The 21,595-nt window shown below is 61.8% G+C and carries 17 protein-coding genes; 5 read left to right on the top strand and 12 right to left on the bottom strand.

Annotated elements, in window-relative coordinates:
* The first annotated feature begins 36 nt into the window (after positions 1-36).
* The 4 genes from HU806_RS03780 (at position 37) to HU806_RS03765 (ending at position 3,908) form a co-directional block, all read left to right on the top strand.
* Positions 37-1,209: an ABC transporter substrate-binding protein gene (locus HU806_RS03780; RefSeq protein WP_186609979.1), complete on the top strand. Its 1,173-nt coding sequence runs from the start codon at positions 37-39 to the stop codon at positions 1,207-1,209.
* A complete protein-coding gene (locus HU806_RS03775) occupies positions 1,206-2,264 on the top strand; it encodes a FecCD family ABC transporter permease (protein ID WP_186609978.1) in 1,059 nt (352 codons plus the stop codon). The genes HU806_RS03780 and HU806_RS03775 overlap by 4 nt, the downstream gene beginning before the upstream one ends.
* Positions 2,258-3,013 carry an ABC transporter ATP-binding protein gene (locus tag HU806_RS03770; protein WP_186609977.1) on the top strand — a complete coding sequence of 252 codons (756 nt, stop codon included), beginning with the start codon at positions 2,258-2,260 and terminating at the stop codon, positions 3,011-3,013. Before HU806_RS03775 ends, HU806_RS03770 begins: the two co-directional genes overlap by 7 nt.
* Before the next feature lie 115 nt (positions 3,014-3,128).
* Positions 3,129-3,908, top strand: coding sequence for a TSUP family transporter (locus tag HU806_RS03765; protein WP_186609976.1), 780 nt, complete (start codon positions 3,129-3,131; stop codon positions 3,906-3,908).
* Here HU806_RS03765 and nudC read toward each other — a convergent pair.
* From nudC to HU806_RS03705, 12 genes are all read right to left on the bottom strand, one after another.
* Positions 3,876-4,706 carry an NAD(+) diphosphatase gene (nudC, locus tag HU806_RS03760; protein WP_186609975.1) on the bottom strand — a complete coding sequence of 277 codons (831 nt, stop codon included), beginning with the start codon at positions 4,704-4,706 and terminating at the stop codon, positions 3,876-3,878. The two genes, HU806_RS03765 and nudC, sit on opposite strands and share 33 nt — an antisense overlap.
* A gap of 6 nt (positions 4,707-4,712) precedes the next feature.
* On the bottom strand, positions 4,713-5,525 hold the full coding sequence (locus tag HU806_RS03755; RefSeq protein ID WP_186609974.1) for a crotonase/enoyl-CoA hydratase family protein: 813 nt from the start codon (positions 5,523-5,525) through the stop codon (positions 4,713-4,715).
* Between the two features lie 254 nt (positions 5,526-5,779).
* On the bottom strand, positions 5,780-7,261 hold the full coding sequence (locus HU806_RS03750; protein WP_186609973.1) for an efflux transporter outer membrane subunit: 1,482 nt from the start codon (positions 7,259-7,261) through the stop codon (positions 5,780-5,782).
* Positions 7,258-10,362 carry an efflux RND transporter permease subunit gene (locus tag HU806_RS03745; protein ID WP_186609972.1) on the bottom strand — a complete coding sequence of 1,035 codons (3,105 nt, stop codon included), beginning with the start codon at positions 10,360-10,362 and terminating at the stop codon, positions 7,258-7,260. The genes HU806_RS03750 and HU806_RS03745 overlap by 4 nt, the downstream gene beginning before the upstream one ends.
* A 93-nt stretch (positions 10,363-10,455) precedes the next feature.
* Positions 10,456-13,554 (bottom strand): MdtB/MuxB family multidrug efflux RND transporter permease subunit, encoded by a 3,099-nt coding sequence (locus HU806_RS03740; RefSeq protein ID WP_186609971.1) that lies wholly within the window; start codon positions 13,552-13,554, stop codon positions 10,456-10,458.
* The gene (locus HU806_RS03735) at positions 13,551-14,867 is read right to left on the bottom strand and encodes an MdtA/MuxA family multidrug efflux RND transporter periplasmic adaptor subunit (protein WP_186609970.1); all 1,317 of its coding nucleotides are present in this window, start codon (positions 14,865-14,867) and stop codon (positions 13,551-13,553) included. The genes HU806_RS03740 and HU806_RS03735 overlap by 4 nt, the downstream gene beginning before the upstream one ends.
* 190 nt (positions 14,868-15,057) lie before the next feature.
* Positions 15,058-15,558 carry a thiol peroxidase gene (gene tpx, locus HU806_RS03730; RefSeq protein ID WP_186609969.1) on the bottom strand — a complete coding sequence of 167 codons (501 nt, stop codon included), beginning with the start codon at positions 15,556-15,558 and terminating at the stop codon, positions 15,058-15,060.
* Positions 15,559-15,673: 115 nt separating this feature from the next.
* Complete coding sequence (locus tag HU806_RS03725; RefSeq protein ID WP_186609968.1) at positions 15,674-16,345, bottom strand: DUF3313 domain-containing protein; 672 nt, start codon at positions 16,343-16,345, stop codon at positions 15,674-15,676.
* An 83-nt stretch (positions 16,346-16,428) separates the two neighbouring features.
* Complete coding sequence (locus tag HU806_RS03720; protein WP_186609967.1) at positions 16,429-16,923, bottom strand: hypothetical protein; 495 nt, start codon at positions 16,921-16,923, stop codon at positions 16,429-16,431.
* A gap of 276 nt (positions 16,924-17,199) precedes the next feature.
* The gene (locus tag HU806_RS03715; RefSeq protein ID WP_186609966.1) at positions 17,200-17,997 is read right to left on the bottom strand and encodes a transglutaminase family protein; all 798 of its coding nucleotides are present in this window, start codon (positions 17,995-17,997) and stop codon (positions 17,200-17,202) included.
* Positions 17,994-18,944 carry an alpha-E domain-containing protein gene (locus HU806_RS03710; RefSeq protein WP_186609965.1) on the bottom strand — a complete coding sequence of 317 codons (951 nt, stop codon included), beginning with the start codon at positions 18,942-18,944 and terminating at the stop codon, positions 17,994-17,996. Before HU806_RS03710 ends, HU806_RS03715 begins: the two co-directional genes overlap by 4 nt.
* A gap of 3 nt (positions 18,945-18,947) precedes the next feature.
* Entirely contained in the window at positions 18,948-20,357 is a 1,410-nt protein-coding gene (locus HU806_RS03705; RefSeq protein WP_186609964.1) for a circularly permuted type 2 ATP-grasp protein, read from the bottom strand.
* 619 nt (positions 20,358-20,976) lie between these two features.
* On the opposite strand from HU806_RS03705, the gene HU806_RS03700 reads away from it, so the two are divergent.
* Positions 20,977-21,567, top strand: a complete 591-nt coding sequence (locus tag HU806_RS03700; protein WP_186609963.1) for an amino acid synthesis family protein — start codon at positions 20,977-20,979, stop codon at positions 21,565-21,567.
* Positions 21,568-21,595 lie beyond the last annotated feature (28 nt).

Below are 21,595 nucleotides of genomic sequence, written 5' to 3'. Positions count from 1 at the left end.
ACCGCTGCTGGGGCCGGTACTGACAAGGTTCAAACAATGCTGATTCCACCTCTGACGCGTTCATCGCTCACCGCCTGGCTGCTGGGTGCCGCCATCTTGCTGCTGAGCGGTTTGGCTTTTTCAGACACCCCGCCCGCCACCAAGACCACCGTCACCGACTTGCTCGGCCGCCAGGTCCAGGTGCGAATTCCGGTACGCCGGGTCATTCTCGGCGAAGGCCGCCAGTTGTATCTGGTGGCGGCGTTGGACACTGACAACCCGATCCGTCGCATCGTTGGCTGGCGCAAGGATCTGATCCAGTCCGATCCGGATACCTACGGCGCCTACCTGCGGCGCTATCCGGCGATTGCCAAGGTCCCGACTTTCGGCGGTTTCGAAGACGGTACCTTCGACATCGAGCAAGCGATCAGCCAGCAACCGGATGTGATCGTCCTCAACATCGAAGCCCAACACGCCACCGAGGACGCTCGCTACATCGAGAAGCTCGATGCGCTTGGCATCCCGGTGGTCTACGTGGACTTTCGCAATAACCCAATGCAGAACACCGAGCCGACCATGCGCCTGTTCGGCCAGTTGTTCGGCGAAGAAACCCGCGCCGAGGCATTCATCGCCTATCGCAACCAGCAGATCCGTCGCGTCACCGATGTGATCCAGGCCCGCCAGCCGCCCCGCCCCAACGTGTTCATCGAACGTATCGGGGGCTACACCGATGATTGCTGCCTGAGTTTCGGCAATGAAAACTTCGGTCGCTTCGTCGAGCTGGCCGGTGGCCGCAACATTGCCGGCTCAATAATTCCCAACACCTTCGGCCAGTTGAACGCTGAGCAAGTGATCGTCGCCAACCCGGAACAGGTGGTGGTCACCAGTGCCAACTGGGAGGCCTTTGCCCCTGGCGGGCGCTGGGTTGGCGTGGGGCCGGGGGCCGATCTGGCCGAGGCCCGGCGCAAATTGCAGTGGTACACCCAACGTCCTGCCTATGCCGGGATCAAGGCCCAGCAAACCCAGGAATTCCATGCCATCTGGCACCAGTTCTATAACAGCCCCTATCAGTTCATCGCCATCCAGCAACTGGCCAAGTGGTTCCACCCGGAGCTGTTCACCGAACTGGACCCCGACGCTACGTTTCGCGAGTTCCATGAGCGTTTCCTGCCAGTGCCCTATGAGCCGGGCTACTTCGTCAGCCTCAAGCCAACGCAGGCCCAACCATGAATAGCCGCATCGATGATATCGCCCTGGGCACGATTTACCGCGAGCAAGTCTGGCGTAAACGCTTGATCCTGATCAGCCTGGCCGTGCTACTGCTATGTAGTGTGCTGTTGGACCTGGCCCTCGGCCCCGCCAGCTACAGCCTGGATGAAGTGCTGGGCGCGCTGTTCTCTCCTGATGCCGCGGCGCCCCAGGTGCGCGTGGTGATGTGGGAAATTCGCCTGCCGGTGGCGCTGATGGCGGTGGCCGTGGGGGCCGCATTGTCCCTGGCCGGCGCGCAGATGCAGACCATCCTCAACAATCCGCTGGCGAGCCCGTTCACTTTGGGCATTTCGGCGGCGGCCAGCTTCGGCGCGGCCTTGGGGCTGGCATTCGGCGTGGCCCTGGTGCCGGTGATCGCCCAGTACATGGTGCCGCTCAATGCCTTTGTCATGGCGATGCTTTCGGCCCTGCTGATTCACGTTCTCAGCCTGCGCCGGGGCATGACCAGCGAAACCATAGTGCTGTTGGGCATCGCCCTGGTGTTCACCTTCAATGCGCTGTTGGCACTGGTGCAGTTTTTCGCCACCGAGCAAGCCGTGGCTGCGGTGGTGTTCTGGACCATGGGCAGCCTGACCAAGGCCACTTGGCCGAAACTCGGCGTGGTCTGCCTGGTCATCCTGGTCACCTTGCCGATCTTTGCCCGCCGCGCCTGGGCGATGACCGCCCTGCGCCTGGGGGATGAAAAAGCTGCGAGCTTCGGCGTCAACGTGCGCAAGTTGCGCTTGCAGACGCTGGTCATGGTCAGCCTGCTGGCGTCGTTTCCCGTGGCGTTTGTCGGCACCATCGGCTTCATCGGTCTCGTGGGTCCGCACATTGCGCGGATGCTGATCGGCGAAGACCAGCGTTTCTTTCTCCCGGCCTCACTGCTTACAGGTGCCTTGATCCTGTCGGTCAGTTCGGTGGTCAGCAAGACCCTGATACCCGGAGCGATTTTCCCCATCGGCGTAGTCACGTCGCTGATCGGCGTGCCGTTCTTCATCTCACTTATTCTGGGCGGCAGGAAACAGTCATGGTAACGATCGAGCTGGAAGACGTCGGCGCTCGTTATGGTCGCCGATCGGTACTCGAGGGGATCAGTACCCCAATGCTCAGCGGTGGCGAGGTCGTGGCGGTGGTGGGCCCCAACGCGGCGGGGAAATCCACGTTGTTCAAACGCATCGCCGGACTGATCGAAGGCCCGGGCCAGGTTCGCCTGGAAGGTTCGCGCAGGGGCCAGGCCGGTATCTGCTACATGCCGCAGAACCTCAATACCAGCGCGCGACTGACCGTGTATGAATCGGTGCTGCTGGCGCGCAAGCAACAGGCGCCCGGTTGGGCCGTGCACGCCGATGAACTGGAAGTCGTCGACCGTATCCTTGAATCCCTGGGCATCGGCGACCTGTCATTTCGTAATCTCGGCGAACTGAGCGGCGGGCAACAGCAATTGGTGTCCATCGCGCAGACGCTGGTGCGCGAGCCCGACGTCCTGCTGATGGATGAGCCTACCAGCGCCCTGGACATGCACCGCCAGGTCCAAGTCTTGAGCTTCATGCGCGCCCTCGCCCGCCAGCACTCGATTATCCTGTTCATTGCCATTCACGACCTGAACCAGGCGTTGCGCTTCGCCGACCAGGTGCTGGTCATCGCCCATGGAACCCTGCAAGGCTGCGGTCGAAGCGAGGATGTGATCACCGAGCAAATGCTGCGTGACGTGTATCGGGTGCAGGCCCGGATCGAGCGGTGCTCCCGGGATGAGCGGCACATTATTGTCGACGACGTGGTTTGAAGGGCTGCTCGCCACTGGAATAAGTGAGGTCTTGCGGGTCGCGGGGCGGCGCCGTTATGGGTAACATAACGGCCTTCCCGCAGCCCTTCTGCGACCTGCCCAATAAGCCCATTCCATGCCTTTTGAACTCAGCGTAGACCTCTTCACCCTCGCTATCCTGGCCGTTGTCGCGTTCATTGCCGGTTTCATCGACGCCATTGCCGGCGGTGGCGGCCTGCTCACCACGCCTGCCCTGTTGACCGCTGGCCTGCCGCCGCACCTGGTCCTGGGCACCAATAAGCTGAGTTCGACCTTTGGCTCGGCCACGGCCAGCTTTACCTTCTACAGGCGCAAGCTGTTTCATCCACTGCAGTGGACTCACGCGATTGTCGGCACGCTGGTCGGTGCGCTGGCCGGCGCCATCGTCGCCCATTACCTGCCCGCCGAATGGCTGAACAAGATGTTGCCGGTGATTGTCTTTGCCTGCGGCTTGTACCTGCTGTTCGGCGGCACACCCAAGGCGCCGTTGGACAGTGACGCGCCGATCAAGAAGACCTGGCAGTCGCCCCAAGGCTTCACCCTGGGTTTCTATGACGGCGTAGCCGGCCCGGGAACCGGCGCGTTCTGGACCGTCAGCAGCCTGCTGCTCTACCCCATCGACCTGGTCAAGGCCAGCGGCGTAGCCCGCAGCATGAACTTCGTCAGTAACATCGCGGCACTGTCGGTGTTCATCTTTTCGGGCCAGGTGGATTGGATCATCGGCCTGAGCATGGGCCTGTCGGTGATGGTCGGTGCCTTCTTCGGCGCGCGCACCGCCATCAGCGGCGGCGCGAAGTTCATCCGCCCGGTGTTCATCACCGTGGTGCTGGGCCTGACCGTGCGTCTAGCCTGGCAACACTGGTTCAGCGTGGCCTAGCCGGCGAGCCACATAGAGGTCGATCAGGTAGCGGGCAATGGAACGCGAGGCCGGCAGTGGCGGCAGGTCGTGGACGTTGAACCATTGGGCGTCCTCGATTTCGTCTTCCTGGGGCACGATGTCGCCCCCGGCGTACTCGGCATGGAAACCCAGCATCATCGAATGAGGGAACGGCCAGCACTGGCTACCCATGTATTGGATGTTTTTCACCTCAAGGCTGACTTCTTCGCGGACCTCGCGCACCAGGCAATCCTCGACCGATTCACCCGGCTCGGCAAACCCCGCCAAGGTGCTATAGACACCGCTGACGAAACGGGGCGAACGGGCCAGCAGCACTTCATCGCCACGGGTGATCAACACGATCATGCTGGGTGAGATGCGCGGGTAATGCCGCAGATCGCACGCCTGACAATGCATCGCCCGCTCCCGCGGAACCTGGCTCATACGCTCCCCGCAGCTGCCACAAAAGCGATGTTCCCGGGCCCAGGTGCCGACCTGCGCCGCATAGCCCAGCACCTTGAACAGCGTGTGGTCGTCCTCGAGCATGAACGCCCGCAGGCCTTTCCAGTTGCAGCCGGGAATGTCCAAGGGGCTGTGCAGTTCCAGCAGGTAGACCGGTTCGCCATCCAGGTGACCGATGCCATGTTCGGCGAGGATCGACAGGTCCTGGCGCTTGAGCCAGTCGCGGGGAAACAACGCGCCGTTGTCATCGTACAAAAAACCTTCCGGGCTGCGAGCCACGGCCCAGCCGCCGGGAAGGTCGGTATCGAGTACTGCGGTGGTCCAGCGTGAAAGCATGATCGATCAATCCAGAAATTCAGGTTTCTGTTTACTCATATGGGCGGCCATGGCCACGCGCAGGTCGTTGGATTGCAACATGGCGGCGTTCCACGTGGCGACGTATTCCAGCCCGTCGTCGATGCGGTGATCGCGCATGTAGCTGATCATTTCCTTGGTGCCGGTGATAGCGATCGGCGACTTGGCGGCAATTTCCCGGGCAATGCCCATCACCCCGTCGAGCAGGCTGGCGGTATCACTGTAGACACGATTGACCAGGCCAATGTCCCGCGCTTCGTCGGCACCAAAGGTACGTCCCGTATAAGCGAGTTCACGCAGCATGCCGTCCCCGATGATCCGCGGCAAGCGTTGCAATGTGCCAACATCGGCGGCCATGCCGATGTCGATTTCCTTGATGGAGAATTGCGCGTCCTGGGCGGCGTAGCGCATGTCGCAGGCGGAAATCAAGTCGATGGCACCGCCCAGGCAATAACCCTGGATCGCCGCGAGAACCGGTTTACGGCAATTGTCCACGGCGTTGAACGAGGCTTGCAGTTCCAGGATCTTGCGCCGCAGCACACGGGCGTTGCGGCCGACATCCTTGCCCAGTTCATTCGCCACTCCGGCCAGCATCATCAGGTCGATGCCGGACGAAAAGTGCTTGCCGGCACCGCTCAGGACCACTACCCGCACTTCGTCGGTATCGTCGACCCACTGGAAGATATCGATGATCTCAGTCCAGAACGCAGCGTTCATCGCGTTGATCTTGTCCGGGCGATTGATCTGCACATGGGCGATGTTGTCTGCAAGTTCGACGTTGAACGCTTGGTATTGCGACATGGCAGTGATCCTTTACCGTGCTGGAAGAGGCCTGAACTATAACAAGCCAGCGTGAAAGGACGTAGGCAGTGCATCGGCCAAAAGCGGGACTGCGGGCCTGCGAATCCCCGTGGCGAGGGAGCTTGCTCCCGCTGGGCTGCGCAGCGACCCCAAAAAGCTGAATGCGAGCTGACTGACACACCGAGGTGGCAGAACCAGGGGCTGCTGCGCAACCCAACGGGAGCAAGCTCCCTCGCCACAAAGGCTTGGCGCGATCATGGTTTGTCGCTCGCCTGCAACTGCCCATCCCAACCGCCGCCCAACGCCGCGATCAATTGCACGCTGGCGATCAACCGGCTTTGTTGCAGGCTAAGCACACTGCGTTCGTTGCTCAGGGCGGTGGCCTGGACAGTCACCACGTCCAGATAACCGATCAACCCGGCCTTGTACTGGTTCTGCGTCAGGCGCAGGGACTCACGAGCGGCATCCAGCGCTTCCTGGCGGACGCGAGCCTCATCTTCGAGCACCTTGAGCTGGATCATGTAGTTCTCGACTTCACGGAACCCGTCGAGCACGGTCTGCCGATAGGTCGCCACGGTCTGGTCGTAGGCCGCGACGCTGCGGTCGACTTCCGCCGAGCGCTGGCCGCCGTCGAACAGCGTCATCGCCAATTGCGGCCCCACCGACCAGAAGCGGTTCGGCACGCTCACCCAGTTGTCGTAGGTACTGCTGCTGTAGCCGCCGCTCAGGCTCAGCGTCAGGTCCGGATAATAGGCGGCCTTCGCAACGCCAATGTTGGCGTTGGCGGCCATGACCGAGCGTTCCGCCGAAGCGATGTCCGGACGGCGTTCGAGCAATTGCGAGGGCAGCGCCACCGGGACTTGCGGCAAGGATGGAATGTCCTGGGTTTCGGCCAGGCTGAACTCGGCCGGAGGCAGACCAATCAGCACGGCAATGGCATTTTCGAACTGGGCCCGCTGCCAGATCAGATCGATCAGGTCGCCCTGGGTGGTCTTGAGCTGGTTTTGCGCCTGGGCCACCGCGTCCTTGCCGGACACCCCGGCGCGGTACTGGTTTTCAGTCATCTTCAGCGAGCGCTGGTAGTTGTCGACGGTGGTCTGCAACAAGCGCTTCTGCTCGTCGATCACGCGCAGTTGCAAGTAGTTTTGCACCAGTTCCGATTGCTGGCTCAGGCGCATCGCCGCCAAGTCGGCAAAACTGGCTTGTGCGCTGGCTTCGTCGGCCTCCAGGGTGCGGCGCAATTTGCCCCAGACGTCCGCTTCCCAGCTCACGCCCGCCTGGGCGCTGTAGGTGTCGCGGATGCCGCTGGAGGAGCTGCTCAGGCTCGAACTGCTGCTGCCGGTGCCCTGGCTGGAGCGGTTCTTTCCAACGGTCAGGTCCACCGTTGGAAAGAACGCCCCGCGCGCACTGCGCGCCAGCGCCTGGGCCTGACGGTACTGGGCTTCGGCCTGGGCGACGGTCTGGTTGGAGGCGTTGAGCTTCTCCACCAGTTCATTGAGTCGGGTGTCCGCGTACAGCTCCCACCAGGCACCACGGGCCAGGGCGTCGCTGGGGTTGGCCTGGCGCCAGCCCTGGGCCTCTTTGTATTGCACAGGTGCGGCGGCGGCCGGACGCTGGTAATCCGGGCCGATCGCGCAAGCACTCAGCATCGCCACGCACAGCGCCAGGCTCAGTACCCGCGAGCCACGGGCAGTCGCCAGCGGTGCGGCAAGGTTGCAAAACGAACGGTCGGTCATAGCGGAGTTTCCAGGGCAGCATCTGTGCGCACCCCACGCCAGCGGTTGAAGCGATGGCGCAGGTTATCGAGATAGAGGTAGACCACCGGGGTGGTGTAAAGCGTCAGGACCTGGCTGAACACCAGCCCGCCGATGATGGTCAGGCCCAGCGGCTGGCGCATCTCCGAACCTTCGGCACCGCCGAGCAGCAATGGCAAGGCGCCAAGAATGGCCGCCAGCGTGGTCATCAGGATCGGCCGTAGCCGCAACAGGCACGCACTGCGGATCGACTCCAGCGGCGTCTGGCCGGCGCGCTCCAATTGCAGCGCCAAGTCGATCATCAGGATCGCGTTTTTCTTCACCACGCCAATCAACAGGAACAGCCCTAGCAGCGAGATGAGGCTGAATTCGCTGCCCAGCACATAGATCGACAGCAACGCGCCGACCCCCGCCGAGGGCAAGGTGGACAGGATGGTCAGCGGATGAATGTAGCTCTCGTACAACACGCCCAGAACCAGGTACACCGCCAGCAACGCCCCGAGGATCATGAACGGCTGGCTTTTCTGGGTGGCAGCGAAGGCATCGGCAGTGCCGGCCATCTTCGCGATAACGTCCTCCGGCATCCCAAGCTTGGCAATGGCCCGCTCAACCGCGGCCGTGCCCTGCTCCACCGTGACGCCTTCGGCCATATCGAAGGAAATGCCCTCGGAAGCAAACTGGCCTTCGTGACTGACCCGGTCGTCCTCCAGGCTGTTCTCGTAGTGGGCAATGGCCGACAGCGGGACCCGTGCCCCGTCGGCAGTGATGACCTGGACCTGCTCGAGTGTCTTGGGATCCTGAGCGTATTTGGGGTTGACCTCCATCACCACTTGGTACTGGTTGAGGCTGTCGTAAATCGTGGATATCTGCCGCTGGCTGTAGGCGTTGTTCAATACCGACGTGACCATGTCCATGTCGATACCCAGGCGCTTGGCCTGGTCGCGGTCCACTATCAACGTGACTTGCTGCGCACCGCCACCATCACGGGCATCGATGGCGGTGAGTTCCGGCAGGGCGCGGAAAGCGGCGACAACCTTGGGGTACCACTCGCGCAGGGAGGCCAGGTCGGCGCTTTGCAGGATGTAGGAGTATTGCGAGGTGGTCTGCTCGCGACCACCACCAAATTGCAGGTCCTGGTCGGCCATCAGCATCAATTGGCCGCCGGGCACCTTGGGCATCTCCTTGCGCAGGCGCTCAATGACTTTCTGCGCGGAAATCCCCCGCTCCTTGATCGGTTTGAGGCGCACCAGTATGAAGGCGTTGTTGGTGCCGTTGTTGCCGCCGATGAATCCCGCCACGCTCTGCACCGCTTCGTCCTTGAGCACCGCGCGGCGGAAGATTTCCATCTTCGGCTGCATGACGTTGAACGACAGCCCGTCGTCACCGCGCACGAAGCCGATCAATTGGCCGGTGTCCTGTTGCGGCATGAAGGTTTTAGGCACCACCACGTATAACGCGATGTTCACGCCGATGGTCACCAGCAGGCTCAGCAAGGTCAGGCGTCGATGGCGCAGCACCCAATCGAGCGTGCGCGCGTAGCCACGGACCATTCGCTCGTTGAGCCCATGGCTGAAGCGCTGCAGGCGATTCTCCTGCCCCGGCACGTGAGGCTTGAGCCAGCGAGCGCAGAGCATCGGCGTGAGCGTCAAGGAGACGATAAGCGAGACGACAATGGCGGCGGCCAGGGTGATGGAAAACTCGCGGAACAGACTCTCGACAATCCCCCCCATGAACAGGATCGACAGGAACACCGCCACCAGCGAGGCGTTCATCGACAGCAAAGTGAAGCCCACCTCTTCGGCACCGAGGTACGCGGCCTTCATCGGCGGCACACCTTCGTCGATGTGGCGGGAAATGTTCTCCAGCACCACGATGGCGTCGTCCACGACCAGCCCCGTGGCGAGGATCAAGGCCATCAGCGACAGGTTGTTCAGGGAGAACCCGTAGAGGTACATGACCGCGAACGTGCCCACCAGCGACACCGGCACCGCCAGGGTCGGAATCAGCGAAGCGCGGAAGTTACCGAGGAACAGGAATACCACCAGCACCACCAGCGCCACGGCAATCAGCAGGGTCATTTCCGCCTCGTGCAGCGTGGCCTTGATGACCGGCGAGCGGTCCATGGCCAGGTTCAACTTGACGCTGGCCGGCAGCACAGCTTGCAACGCCGGCAGCTGGTTCTTGATTTCGTTGACGGTCTCGATGATGTTGGCGCCGGCCTGGCGGTTGATCACCAGCAGCACGGCGGCATCGTTGTTGAAGAAACCGCTGTTATAGCGATCCTCGACGCTGTCGCTGACCTTGGCGACGTCCTTGAGCCGCAACACCGAACCGTCCTGATAGCGGATGATCAGTGTTTCGTAGTCCTTGGCTTTTTCCAGCTGGTCATTGGCCTGGACTTGCCACATCCGCTTGTCGTCTTCGACCGAGCCCTTGGGCCTGCGCACGTTGCTGTCGGCAATGGCCGTGCGCACGTCATCCAACGCCACGCCGTACTGGTTGAGCAATTGCGGCTCCAGTTCGATACGCACCGCTGGCAGGGAACTGCCGCCGATCTGCACTTCACCAACGCCCGAGACCTGGGACAGGCTCTGCGACAGGATCGTCGAAGCCAGGTCGTAGAGCTGGCCTTTCTCCAACACATCCGAGGTCAGCGACAACACCATGATCGGTGCCTGGGACGGGTTGACCTTCTTGTAGGTCGGCATGCTGCGCATACCGCTGGGCAGCAAGTTGCGCGAGGCGTTGATGGCGGCCTGCACCTCGCGGGCTGCGCCGTTGATGTCGCGGTCCAGGTCAAATTGCAGGATCACCCGCGTGGAGCCCTGGCTGGAGCGGCTGCTCATGGTATTGACGCCGGCGATGGCGCCAAAAGAGCGTTCCAGCGGCGTCGCCACCGTGGAGGCCATCACTTCGGGGCTGGCCCCCGGCAGATTGGCCTGGACCACGATCACCGGGAAGTCCATCTGCGGCAATGGCGAAACCGGCAGCAGGCCGAAGCACACGCCGCCGAGCAGCATGATGGCAAAGCTCAGTAGCATGGTCGCTACCGGGCGACGGATGAAGGGGCCGGAGAGGTTCATGGGCGACAGCTCCGAGCTACAAGCCGCAAGCTGCGAGAGCAAAGCGAGTCGTGCGCAGGCTTTAACTTGCAGCTTACAGCTTGCGGCTTGTAGCTAGATGCTTTCATACCCTTTCCCCTCAGGCCGGGCAAAGCGCCGCGCCAAGCGGTCGAAATACAGGTAGATCACCGGCGTGGTGAACAGCGTCAGCACCTGGCTGACCAGCAGCCCCCCCACCATCACCAAACCCAACGGCTGGCGCAGTTCGGCGCCGGAGCCGGTGGCGAGCATCAGCGGTACCGCGCCGAACAGTGCCGCCAGGGTGGTCATCAGGATCGGCCGAAAGCGCAGCAGCGCGGCTTGGTAAATCGCCGTCTGTGGGTCCAGGCCCTGGTTGCGTTCGGCGTCAAGGGCGAAGTCGATCATCATGATCGCGTTTTTCTTGACGATGCCGATCAGCAAGATGATGCCGATGATCGCGATCATGCCCAGGTCATTACCGCTGAGGATCAACGCCAGCAAGGCGCCGATGGCCGCCGACGGCAACGTGGAGAGAATCGTGATCGGATGGATATAGCTCTCGTACAAAACCCCCAGCACGATGTACATGGTCACCACCGCTGCCAGGATCAGCAGCAACGTGCTCGACAGCGACGCCTGGAATGCCTCGGCAGCGCCTTGGAACTGGGTCTGCACGCCTACCGGCATGCCAATGTCCTGCTGGACCTTTTCGATCACATCGACGGCGTGCCCGAGGGCAACGCCCGGCGCCAGGTTGAAGGACATCATCACCGCCGGGAACTGGCCGATGTGGGCAATTGCCAGTTGCGCCTGGCGCTCTTCCACCCGGGCCAGGCTCGATAACCGCACTTGCCCGCCATCGGTGGTCTTGACGTGTATCCGGTCCAGGGCCTGCGGACCGATCCGTTCGCCGGCCTGGGCTTGCAGCACCACCCGGTACTGGCTGGCCTGGGTGTAGATGGTTGAGATCTGGCGTTGGCCGAAAGCGTCGTACAGCGCATCGGTGATGTTCGACACGGACACGCCCAGGCGCGAAGCGGCGTCGCGGTCGATCACCAGGTAAACCTGCAAGCCCTTGTCCTGCAAATCGCTGGCGACATCGGTCAGTTCCGGCTGCTGGGCCAAGGCCTCGACCAGACGGCCGCTCCACAGGCTGAGCAACTCGGCGTCCGGTGACGACAGGCTGAATTGATACTGGGTGCGGCTGACCCGGTCCTCGATGGTCAGGTCCTGCACCGGTTGCATGAACAGGCGGATGCCCACCAAACGATCCAGCTGCGGCTGCAAGCGGGCGATGATCTCGGTCGCGCTGTCGTCCCGTTCGCTGTGGGGCTTGAGGTTGATCAGCAAACGCCCGCTGTTGAGCGTGGCATTGTCGCCATCCACGCCGATGTACGACGACAGGCTTTCCACCGCCGGGTCGGTGAGGATGACCTTGGCCAATTGCTGCTGGCGCTCGCTCATGGCGGCAAAGGATATCGATTGCGGCGCTTCGGAAATGCCCTGGATCACGCCGGTGTCCTGTACCGGAAAAAAGCCCTTGGGCACGGCCAGGTACAACACCACCGTCAGCACCAGACTGCCCACGGCCACCAGCAACGTCAGCGGCTGATGCTTGAGCACCCACTGCAATTTCCGTCCGTAGGCCGCGATCAGCCAATCGATCCAGGCTCCGCTGGCGCGGTAGAAGCGGCCCTGCTCTTCTTCCTTGGGCTCGCGCTTGAGCAACCGGGCGCACATCATCGGCGTCAGGGTCAGCGACACCACCAGCGAGATCAGGATGGCCACTGCCAGGGTGATGGCGAACTCGCGGAACAAGCGCCCGACCACGTCGGCCATGAACAGCAGCGGGATCAGCACGGCGATCAGCGACAGCGTCAGCGAGATCAGCGTAAAGCCGATCTGCTTCGCGCCCTTGAGCGCGGCCTGCATCGGGCTGTCGCCCTCCTCGATGAAACGGGCGATGTTCTCCAGCATGACGATAGCGTCGTCCACCACGAAACCGGTGGCGATGGTCAGCGCCATCAGCGTCAGGTTGTTGATGGAGAAACCGGCCAGGTACATCACGCCGAACGTACCGATCAGCGACAGCGGCACGGCCACCGAAGGAATGATGGTGGCGCTTACCCGACGCAGGAACAGGAACGTCACCATCACCACCAGGGCGATAGCGATCAGCAGCTCATGTTGCACGTCGGTGACCGAGGCGCGGATGGTCTGGGTGCGGTCGGTGAGCACGGTCACGTCGAGGCCGGCCGGCAAGTTGTCGGTGATGCTCGGCAACAGGGCCTTGATCCGGTCGACCACCTCGATAACGTTCGCCCCGGGCTGGCGCTGGATGTTCAGCAGCACGGCCTGGTTTTCGTTGGCCCAAGCCGCGAGGCGTTCGTTTTCCGCGCCATCGACGATCTGCGCCACGTCCTTGAGCCGCAACGGCGCGCCGTTGGCGTAGGCCAGGATCAGTTCGGCGTAGTCCTTGGGTGAGGTCAACTGGTCGTTGGCGTCGAGCATCGAGACCCGGGTCGGGCCATCGAAATTGCCCTTGGGCTGGTTGACGTTGGAAGCGCCGATCAGGGTGCGCACGTCCGCCAGGTTCAGGCCGGCGGCCGCCAGGGCTTCGGGGTTGACCTTGATGCGCACGGCCTGGCGTTGGCCGCCGGCAATGGTGACCATGCCGACGCCACTGATCTGGGCGATTTTCTGCGCCATGCGCGTATCCACCAAGTCATTGAGCTTGGGCAACAGCATGGTCTTGGAAGTAATCGCCAGGGTCAGCACCGGGGTGTCCGCCGGGTTGACCTTGTTGTACACCGGCGGCGCCGGCAGGTCGTCGGGCAACAGGTTGGTGGCGGCGTTGATCGCGGCCTGCACCTGCTGCTCGGCGACGTCCATGTTGACATCGAGACTGAAGCGCAGGGTAATCACCGAGGCGCCGCCGGAACTGGTGGATGCCATTTGCGTCAGGCCCGGCATCTGCCCGAACTGCCGTTCCAGGGGCGCGGTCACGGCGCTGGTCATGACATCGGGGCTGGCGCCCGGGTACAGGGTCATCACGCGGATGGTCGGGTAATCGACCTGGGGCAACGCCGACACCGGCAGCAGCCGATAGGCGATCAGGCCGGCCAGGACAATGGCCAGCATACTCAGGGTCGTGGCGACCGGGCGGAGAATGAACAGCCGCGAGAAATTCATGCGCCGCCCTTTTTCGCCTTATCGGCCACGGCCGGTTCAGTCGGGGCCGCGGCGCTCTTGCCTTGCAGGTGCTCGGTCGGCGTGGTAGGCACGTCCTGGCTGTCGTTGACCACCTCCACTTCGCTGCCTTCCTTCAAGCGGTCGGTGCCTTCGAGCACCACCCGGTCGCCGGCTGCCAGTCCTTCGGTAACGACCGTGTGCACGCCATCGCTGGCGCCGACCTTGAGCTTCCTGATGGTGACCTTCTTGTCGCCGTCCAGGGCATAGACGAAAGTGCCATTGGTGCCAAACTGAATCGCAGCGGTCGGCGCCAGGACCACGTCTTTGAGCGTGTCGGCCAGCAGGCGCACGTTGACGAACTGGTTGGGAAACAACGATTGATCGCGGTTTTCGTAGCGGGCCTTGAACTTCAAGGTGCCGGTGGTCACATCGATCTGGTTGTCCAGGCTTTGCAGCACACCGCTGGCCTGGAGCTTGACGTCGCCCCGGTCCCACGCCTCGACCGGCAATTTCGCCCCGCTGCGGTAGCGGGCCAGCACGGTTTCGAGGTTATTTTCCGGGAGGGTAAATACCACGCTGATCGGCTGGGTCTGGGTGATGACTGCCAGGGCCGTGGTGTCGTTGGCCGCCACCAGGTTGCCGACGTCCAACTGACGCAAGCCTACGCGGCCAGTGATCGGCGCGCGGATCTTGGTGAATTCCAGGTTGAGCTTGGCGTCGTTGACCGCCGCCTGATTGGTCTTGACCGTGCCTTGGTACTGACCCACCAACGCAGCGGCGGTGTCGAGGGTCTGCTTGGCGATGCTGTCTTCGGCGTACAAGCCGCGATAGCGCTCCAGGTCGACCTGGGCGTTCTTCAATTGAGCCTGGTTCTGCAGCAACGTGCCTTCGGCCTGGAGCAAGGCGTTCTGGTACGGACGGGGGTCGATTTCGGCCAAGAGGTCCCCGGCCTTGACCATCTGCCCCTCTTCAAAGGCGATCTTGACCAGTTCCCCACCGACCCGGCTGCGCACGTTGATGGTGTTGAGCGCCGTCACCGTGCCCAGCGCCTTGTAGTACAACGGAAAATCCCCGGTGGCTGCTGGCGCCACCCGTACCGGAATCGGTCCGGTCGCCCCACCAAACCCGGGCCGCATGCCGCCCGCTCGTCCCGTTTGACCAGCGGTTGCTTTCTGCCCGGCCCCGGCTTTCTGATCGGTGCCGGCGGGCCAGAACTTCCAGGCCAGCAGCGCGACGACCAAGACGACGAACAGGCCGAATAACCAGCGACGGGAGTTGCGGGATACAGAGGATTGCATTGAATGGTCAACCATGGGGCGCGTGGGCTTCTTTTACGGGAGGCTGAACGATAAGCACTGGCGAGGTTTTAGCAAAGCGCCTTTACCGGCAATTTACCTTTGGCTTACGTTTCGCTTGGTCGGCTAAGACCTTGAAACACAAATGAAAACGGCCTGGACAGACCAGGCCGTTAACAATTGTAATAAATACTTTATTTCTGACGACTTATTTCAGAGCAGCAAGCGCCGCGTCATAGTTTGGCTCTTCAGCGATTTCCTTGACCAGTTCGCTGTGCAGCACGTTGTCGTTTTCGTCCAGCACGACCACGGCGCGGGCAGTCAGGCCGGCCAGCGGGCCGTCGGCGATGGCAACGCCGTAGTTCTCAATGAATTCGCGACCGCGCAGGGTCGACAGGTTCTGAACGTTTTCCAGGCCTTCGGCACCGCAGAAACGTGCTTGGGCGAATGGCAGGTCGGCTGAGATGCACAGCACCACGGTGTTGTTCAGCTCGTTGGCCTGGGCGTTGAATTTGCGCACGGAGGTGGCGCAGGTTGGGGTGTCAACGCTTGGAAAAATGTTCAGCACCTTGCGCTTGCCGGCGAAATCCTTCAGGGAAACGTCCGACAGATTGCCGGCAACCAGGGAAAAGGCTGGCGCCTTGGAACCGGCTTGTGGCAATTGGCCGTTGACTTGGACCGGATTGCCTTTGAGGGTGACTTGAGCCATGAACGGATTCCTTCTGACAGGTTTGAAAATGGTGAGGCCGGAGTTAACCACGAATTGAATCCGCGACCTATGCCTGCACATAAAAAGTCACGGATCCTACGAGCGAAGGGACCTGTTATTTAGCCTTGAGTTTCACATATGACTGATGCAGATCCGCTGCCCACCCATCGATCACTGCTTTGACGTCATCGGCCTTCATGACCTGGGACGCGTTCGACAACGGCTTACCCGTGCCCTTGCGCACCACTTGGGCGATAGCCGTGTTGCTGCCACCGTCAAGAAACACCGCTTCGGTGCCCAGCGTGGTTTCCTGGTCGCGAATGCCACTGGCGGTGCTGACCGCGGCGGCCACCAGGGCGATCGGGATCACTTCATACGGCTTCAATCCCTCGGTCTTGCTGCTGACGGCCGTGATGGCGGCGCGCACCACCAGCACCCCCGGCCCTGGGCTGGTGGCCAACGGCAGGGAGCGGCCCACTTCGCGCTTGAGTGCCTGGTCGTAGTAGCTGGTGATTCCGGCCAACGTGGCCGCCGGGATCTTCACCGTGGGTTGCGGCTTGGGATAAAGCTGTGTCGGTTCGATATAGACGCTGGAGTACTTGGCCAGGTCGATCTTCGGATCGATCCAGCGCATCACCGCAGCCCCCGACGGCGACTTCTCCTCCTTGAGCCGGCTGTAATCACCCAGGAAACCGGAGTACTCATCCGGCTGGGTGATCTTGCTGGAGCACCCCGCCAAGGCGAGCGTGGCGATGCAAACGGTGCCGATCATAGACGCGAACTTCATGCTGTCACTCCTGTAAGCCACACGAGGCGGGGCCGGGAGTTATAGGTATAGCCAATGCGCGAGTTTTTGCCCGGCTACCCGTTTCAGCTTCGCTCGCGGGGAATCAGGCTTTGCAATTGCTGGGCGAGGAAGTACGCATCGAAGAGGTAGTTGTCCGCATCCTTCAACCCGTTGGTCCTGCGCCATTGCCATTGCATCGACGGGGGCTGGCAAATCAACGAAATACTGCCATGGCGGGTGGCGGTCAGGCCCATGATCGATAAGGAAATCAATCCGCCCGCCCCCATCACATCCGGCACGAACTCAACCGGCTTGCCGGTGATGGCCAGTGTCAATTTCTGGGTCTTGAAACCGGACGTCTCGGCAGGAACACTCGGCCCATGAGCGACATACGCCTCACGACGCAATTCCAGAAGGTTTGGCGCCATGACCGGCGCCAACCACTGCTCGATTTGCCCGTACAACGCCTCGATCTGCTCAGCCCAGACCACGGACTGGGTCTGATGCTGTTGCTTCTTGTGCGCTTCGCTGTCGGCGTAATGACGAAGCATCTCGCCCAATTGCTGTACATCGTCCATGGCGCTGTTCCTCGATTAAGGGCGTGTTGCGAAGGACGATGATGACAGGTTCGCAGCTTTTGTGGCGAGGGAGCTTGCTCCCGCTGGGTTGCGAAGCGACCCCAAACCGTGGAATGCGTTCTGCCTGATGCACCGAAGCGCCTGGTTTCAGGGCCGCTGCGCAGCCCAGCGGGAGCAAGCTCCCTCGCCACGGTTTTGTGTTGGATGCCGGGTCCGTGACTCCGTGAACCTGTGGCGCGCGTTGCTTGCGAAAGGCCAGAGGCATCAACCATTGAATTACTGATGCTGCACCTGCACCATCGAGCTTACCTGCACCCGCGCGTGCATCTGCTCCGCCCCGCCGCCGCGACGCATGCCACGCACCGGGCAGGCGTCGAGGTAGTCCAGGCCGACCGCCAATTTCAGGTGTCGGTCGGGACGGGTCAGGCGGTTGGTCACGTCGAAGCTGTACCAGCCGTCGCCCAGCCAGGCTTCGGCCCAGGCATGACTGGCCAGGTGATTTTCGTCTTCGGTGCACAGGTAGCCGGACACATAACGCGCCGGTACGCCCAGGCTGCGGGCGCAGGACACGAATGCATGGGTATGGTCCTGGCAGACGCCCGCGCCACCGGCAAATGCTTGCGCGGCGGTGCTGCTGACGGCGGTGGTGCCGGGGCTGTAGGGCATGCGCTCGGCGAGGCCGTTCATCAAGTCGGACAGTGCCGAACGATCGCGCCGTGCTCCACATTGGGCAATGGCAAAGGCGCTGAGGTTGTCATCAATCTGCGTCAGGTGGCTGGTGCGCAGGAACGGCAGCGGCGATTGGCTATCAGGTTCCATTTCCACCGTCTGGTTGATTTGCACCTCACCGTAAGCGGTCAGCACCAGGGCGCCGTGAGGCTCGTCCATGGTCATCACATGCAAAATGTTGCCGTAAGGGTCGAGTTGGCTGCGCACCAGGCGCGGCAATTCCAGGTGCCATTGCAAAATCCGCTGGCGCTGGCTGTCCTTGGGGGTGAGGCGAAGGAACTGGATGCTGGTGCAGACTTCATCGGCGTAGCTGTAAGTCGTGTCGTGGCGTATGGACAGTTTCATACCACCTCCAGATAGGACTCGTGGACGGTCTGGCCCAGATGACGGATCTGGCCGATGAGTTCGGTCAGCCATTGATGCAGGCCCGACGCGAGGATTTCATCGATACCCGAATAGCGCAGGCGCGCATTCAGCTCGGCGGCCAGGCGCTGGGCCGGACGGCCGTTGTTGCCCGGCAGGCTGGCAAGGATTTGGTCCAGTTCTTCGATGCAGGCGTGCAGCGAGCGCGGAACGTCGGCTCGCAGTAGCAGCATTTCCGAGACCTGCTCGGCATTGGGCGCGTTGCGATAGATCTCGTTGAACGCCTCGAACGAGGACAGCGCCCGCAACAAGGCACTCCATTGATAGTAGCCACGGGCCGAATTGTCGCTGACCTCCTCCGACTCCTCGCCGAACATTTCGTAGCGCGCATCCAGCAGGCGCAAGGTGTTGTCGGCCCGCTCGATGAAGGTGCCCAGGCGAATGAAGCAATAGGCGTCGTTGCGCATGATCGTGCCCGACGTCGCGCCACGGAACAGGTGCGAACGTTCCTTGACCCATTCGCAGAAATGGCTGATGCCGTAGCGGCCCAGGCCATTGCTGGCGATGTTGCGCATCTCCAGCCAGGTGGCGTTGATGTTCTCCCACATGTCGGCGGTGATACGCCCGCGCACGGCATGGGCATTGGTTCGCGCGGCACGCAGGCAACTATAGATACTGCCGGGGTTGGTTTCGTCCAGCGCGAAAAAATGCAGCATGCGTTCGGTGTTGAGCGCGTCGTAACGGGCGTTGTAATCGTCCAGCGTACCGGCCGACAGCAGCGACATCGCCAACTCGGCGTGCCCATCGCTGCGCCCGGCCTGGGGCATCAGCGACAGCGAATAACTGACTTCGAGCATGCGCGCCAGGTTCTCGGCGCGCTCCAGGTAGCGGGACATCCAGTAGAGGTCAGAAGCGGTTCTTGAAAGCATGTCTTAGTCCTCCACTACCCAAGTGTCTTTGGTGCCGCCGCCCTGGGACGAGTTCACCACCAGCGAGCCTTCGCGCAGCGCCACGCGGGTCAGGCCGCCGGGTACCAGGCGGGTTTCCTTGCCCGATAGCACGAACGGACGCAAATCGATGTGGCGCGGTGCGATGCCGCTTTCAACAAAGGTCGGGCACGTCGACAGGCTCAAGGTCGGTTGGGCGATGTAGGCTTCGGGCCTGGCCTTGAGGCGAGCGCGGAAGTCTTCGATTTCCGCTGCGGTGGCGGCAGGCCCCACGAGCATGCCGTAGCCACCGGAGCCCTGGGTTTCCTTGACCACCAGATCGGGCAGGTTGGCCAGCACATGGGACAGATCCTGCGGTTTGCGGCACTGCCAGGTGGGCACGTTTTTCAAGATCGGCTCTTCGGTCAGGTAGAAACGGATCATCTCGTCGACGTAGGGGTAGATCGACTTGTCATCGGCCACGCCCGTGCCGACCGCGTTCGCCAATACCACATTGCCGGAACGATAGACTGCGATCAGTCCGGGCACACCGAGCATGGAATCGGGATTGAACGACAGCGGATCGAGATAGGCATCGTCGAGGCGACGGTAGATCACATCGACCTGCCGGGGACCGGCGGTGGTGCGCATGTACACGTGGTCATCGCGCACGAACAAGTCCGCACCTTCCACCAGTTCAACGCCCATCTCCCGAGCCAGGAAGGCATGTTCGAAATAGGCACTGTTGAAACGCCCCGGGGTAAGCACCACGGCGGTCGGATTTTCCAACGGACTTGAGCTTTTGAGGGTATCGAGCAGCAGGTTCGGGTAGTGGTCGATGGGCGCCACGCGCTGGGCGGCGAACAGCTCGGGGAACAGGCGCATCATCATCTTGCGATCTTCGAGCATGTAGCTCACGCCACTCGGCGTACGCAGGTTGTCCTCCAGTACGTAATAGCTGCCATCGCCATCGCGAACCAGGTCGACACCGGCGATATGGGCGTAGATGCCACGGTGCAGGTCCAGGCCTTGCATCGCGATCTGGTACCCCTCGTTGGCGAGCACCTGCTCGGCCGGAATGATGCCTTCCTTGAGAATGCGTTGCCCGTGGTAGATATCGGCCAGGAACATGTTCAGGGCCTGGACACGCTGGATGCAGCCGCGCTCGACCATCTGCCATTCGCTGGCCTTGATGCTACGGGGAATGATGTCGAAGGGGATCAGGCGCTCGGTGCCCTGCTCGTCGCCATAGAGCGTGAACGTAATGCCCGCCCGATGGAACAGCAGGTCGGCTTCGCGCCGGCGTTGCTCCAACAGCTCCAGCGGCGTGTCCGCCAGCCAGCGCGAGAAAGCTTGGTAATGCGGGCGGCAGTCACCCTTTGCGTCATACATTTCGTTGAAAAAAGCGTGGGGCATAGCCAACTCCCAGCCGTGTCGTACACGGCATTTCTTATTACGTCGTCAATCCACCAAGTCTGGCCTTGCCTTGTTTTTATGAGCCCTGTTTCTCTGAGCACCTCGATAGGCATGGGTCTCTGATTCAGGCCGTTGCGTCTGGATGACGTGCGCCCCCCTTGTATTTACGTCTCGAATACCTCGCTGGTTCGTTCTCTCGGAGCCGAAGCAAAGGCTGTGCCTAAGTGCCATGGATCGAAACAATGCTAGAAAAATCGTCGCAGGACGACGAAAAAGCGAAATTTCTTTTCAATTTCGCGACGCAAGGGCGTTTGCAGGCTGAAACGTTTGTTTCGAATCGCCGCGACGGGTCGACAAACGGGTCGAATCGGTGCAACGAGACGGGACGGCAAACATTAAATGCCCTGAAAAGGGGAAATTTATACCCACCGCAAAACGCGGCTCCCGGTTCAACCATAGCCGAAGCCAAGGGAAACACCTGTGGCGAGGGCCCCCGCTACATGCTCGCACAGCCTTCCGTCGCCTCCCTTCTGGCAAATTCGCTACGAGCACTTGCGTCAACAGTATTATGGTATACCATCATACGCACAGACCAATATCCCCTCTCACGGAGCAGCCCATGAGTTTCGAAATTCGCAAGATCGTCAGCTATGTCGAAGAAACCTTCATCGAAGGCGGCAAGGCCACCGACACACCGGTGACCATGGTCGGGTTGGCGGTGGTGATGAAGAACCCTTGGCTGGGCCGAGGTTTTGTCGAAGATCTGAAGCCGGAAATCCGCGCCAATTGCTCCGACCTCGGTGCGCTGATGGTCGAACGCCTGGTGGACATCATTGGCGGTGCGCAAAGGATCGAAGCCTATGGCAAGGCCGCAGTCGTCGGCGCAGACGGTGAAATCGAGCACGCCTCCGCCGTGATCCACACCCTGCGCTTCGGCAACCATTACCGCGAAGCGGTCAAGGCCAAGAGCTACCTGAGCTTTACCAATAAACGCGGCGGCCCGGGCACCTCGATCCAGATCCCGATGATGCACAAGGACGACGAAGGCCTGCGCTCGCACTACATCACCCTGGAAATGCAAATCGAAGACGCGCCGCGTGCCGACGAGATCGTCGTAGTGCTGGGCTGCGCCGATGGCGGTCGCCTGCACCCACGCATCGGTAACCGCTACATCGACCTGGAAGAACTGGCCGCCGAAAACGCCCAGTGATCCAAACCGGGGTAACCACAATAAAAAG

This window comes from Pseudomonas sp. SWRI154 (assembly GCF_014268645.1).
GTDB lineage: Bacteria > Pseudomonadota > Gammaproteobacteria > Pseudomonadales > Pseudomonadaceae > Aquipseudomonas > Aquipseudomonas marvdashtae.
This window is presented reverse-complemented; position numbering and strand designations above follow the sequence as displayed.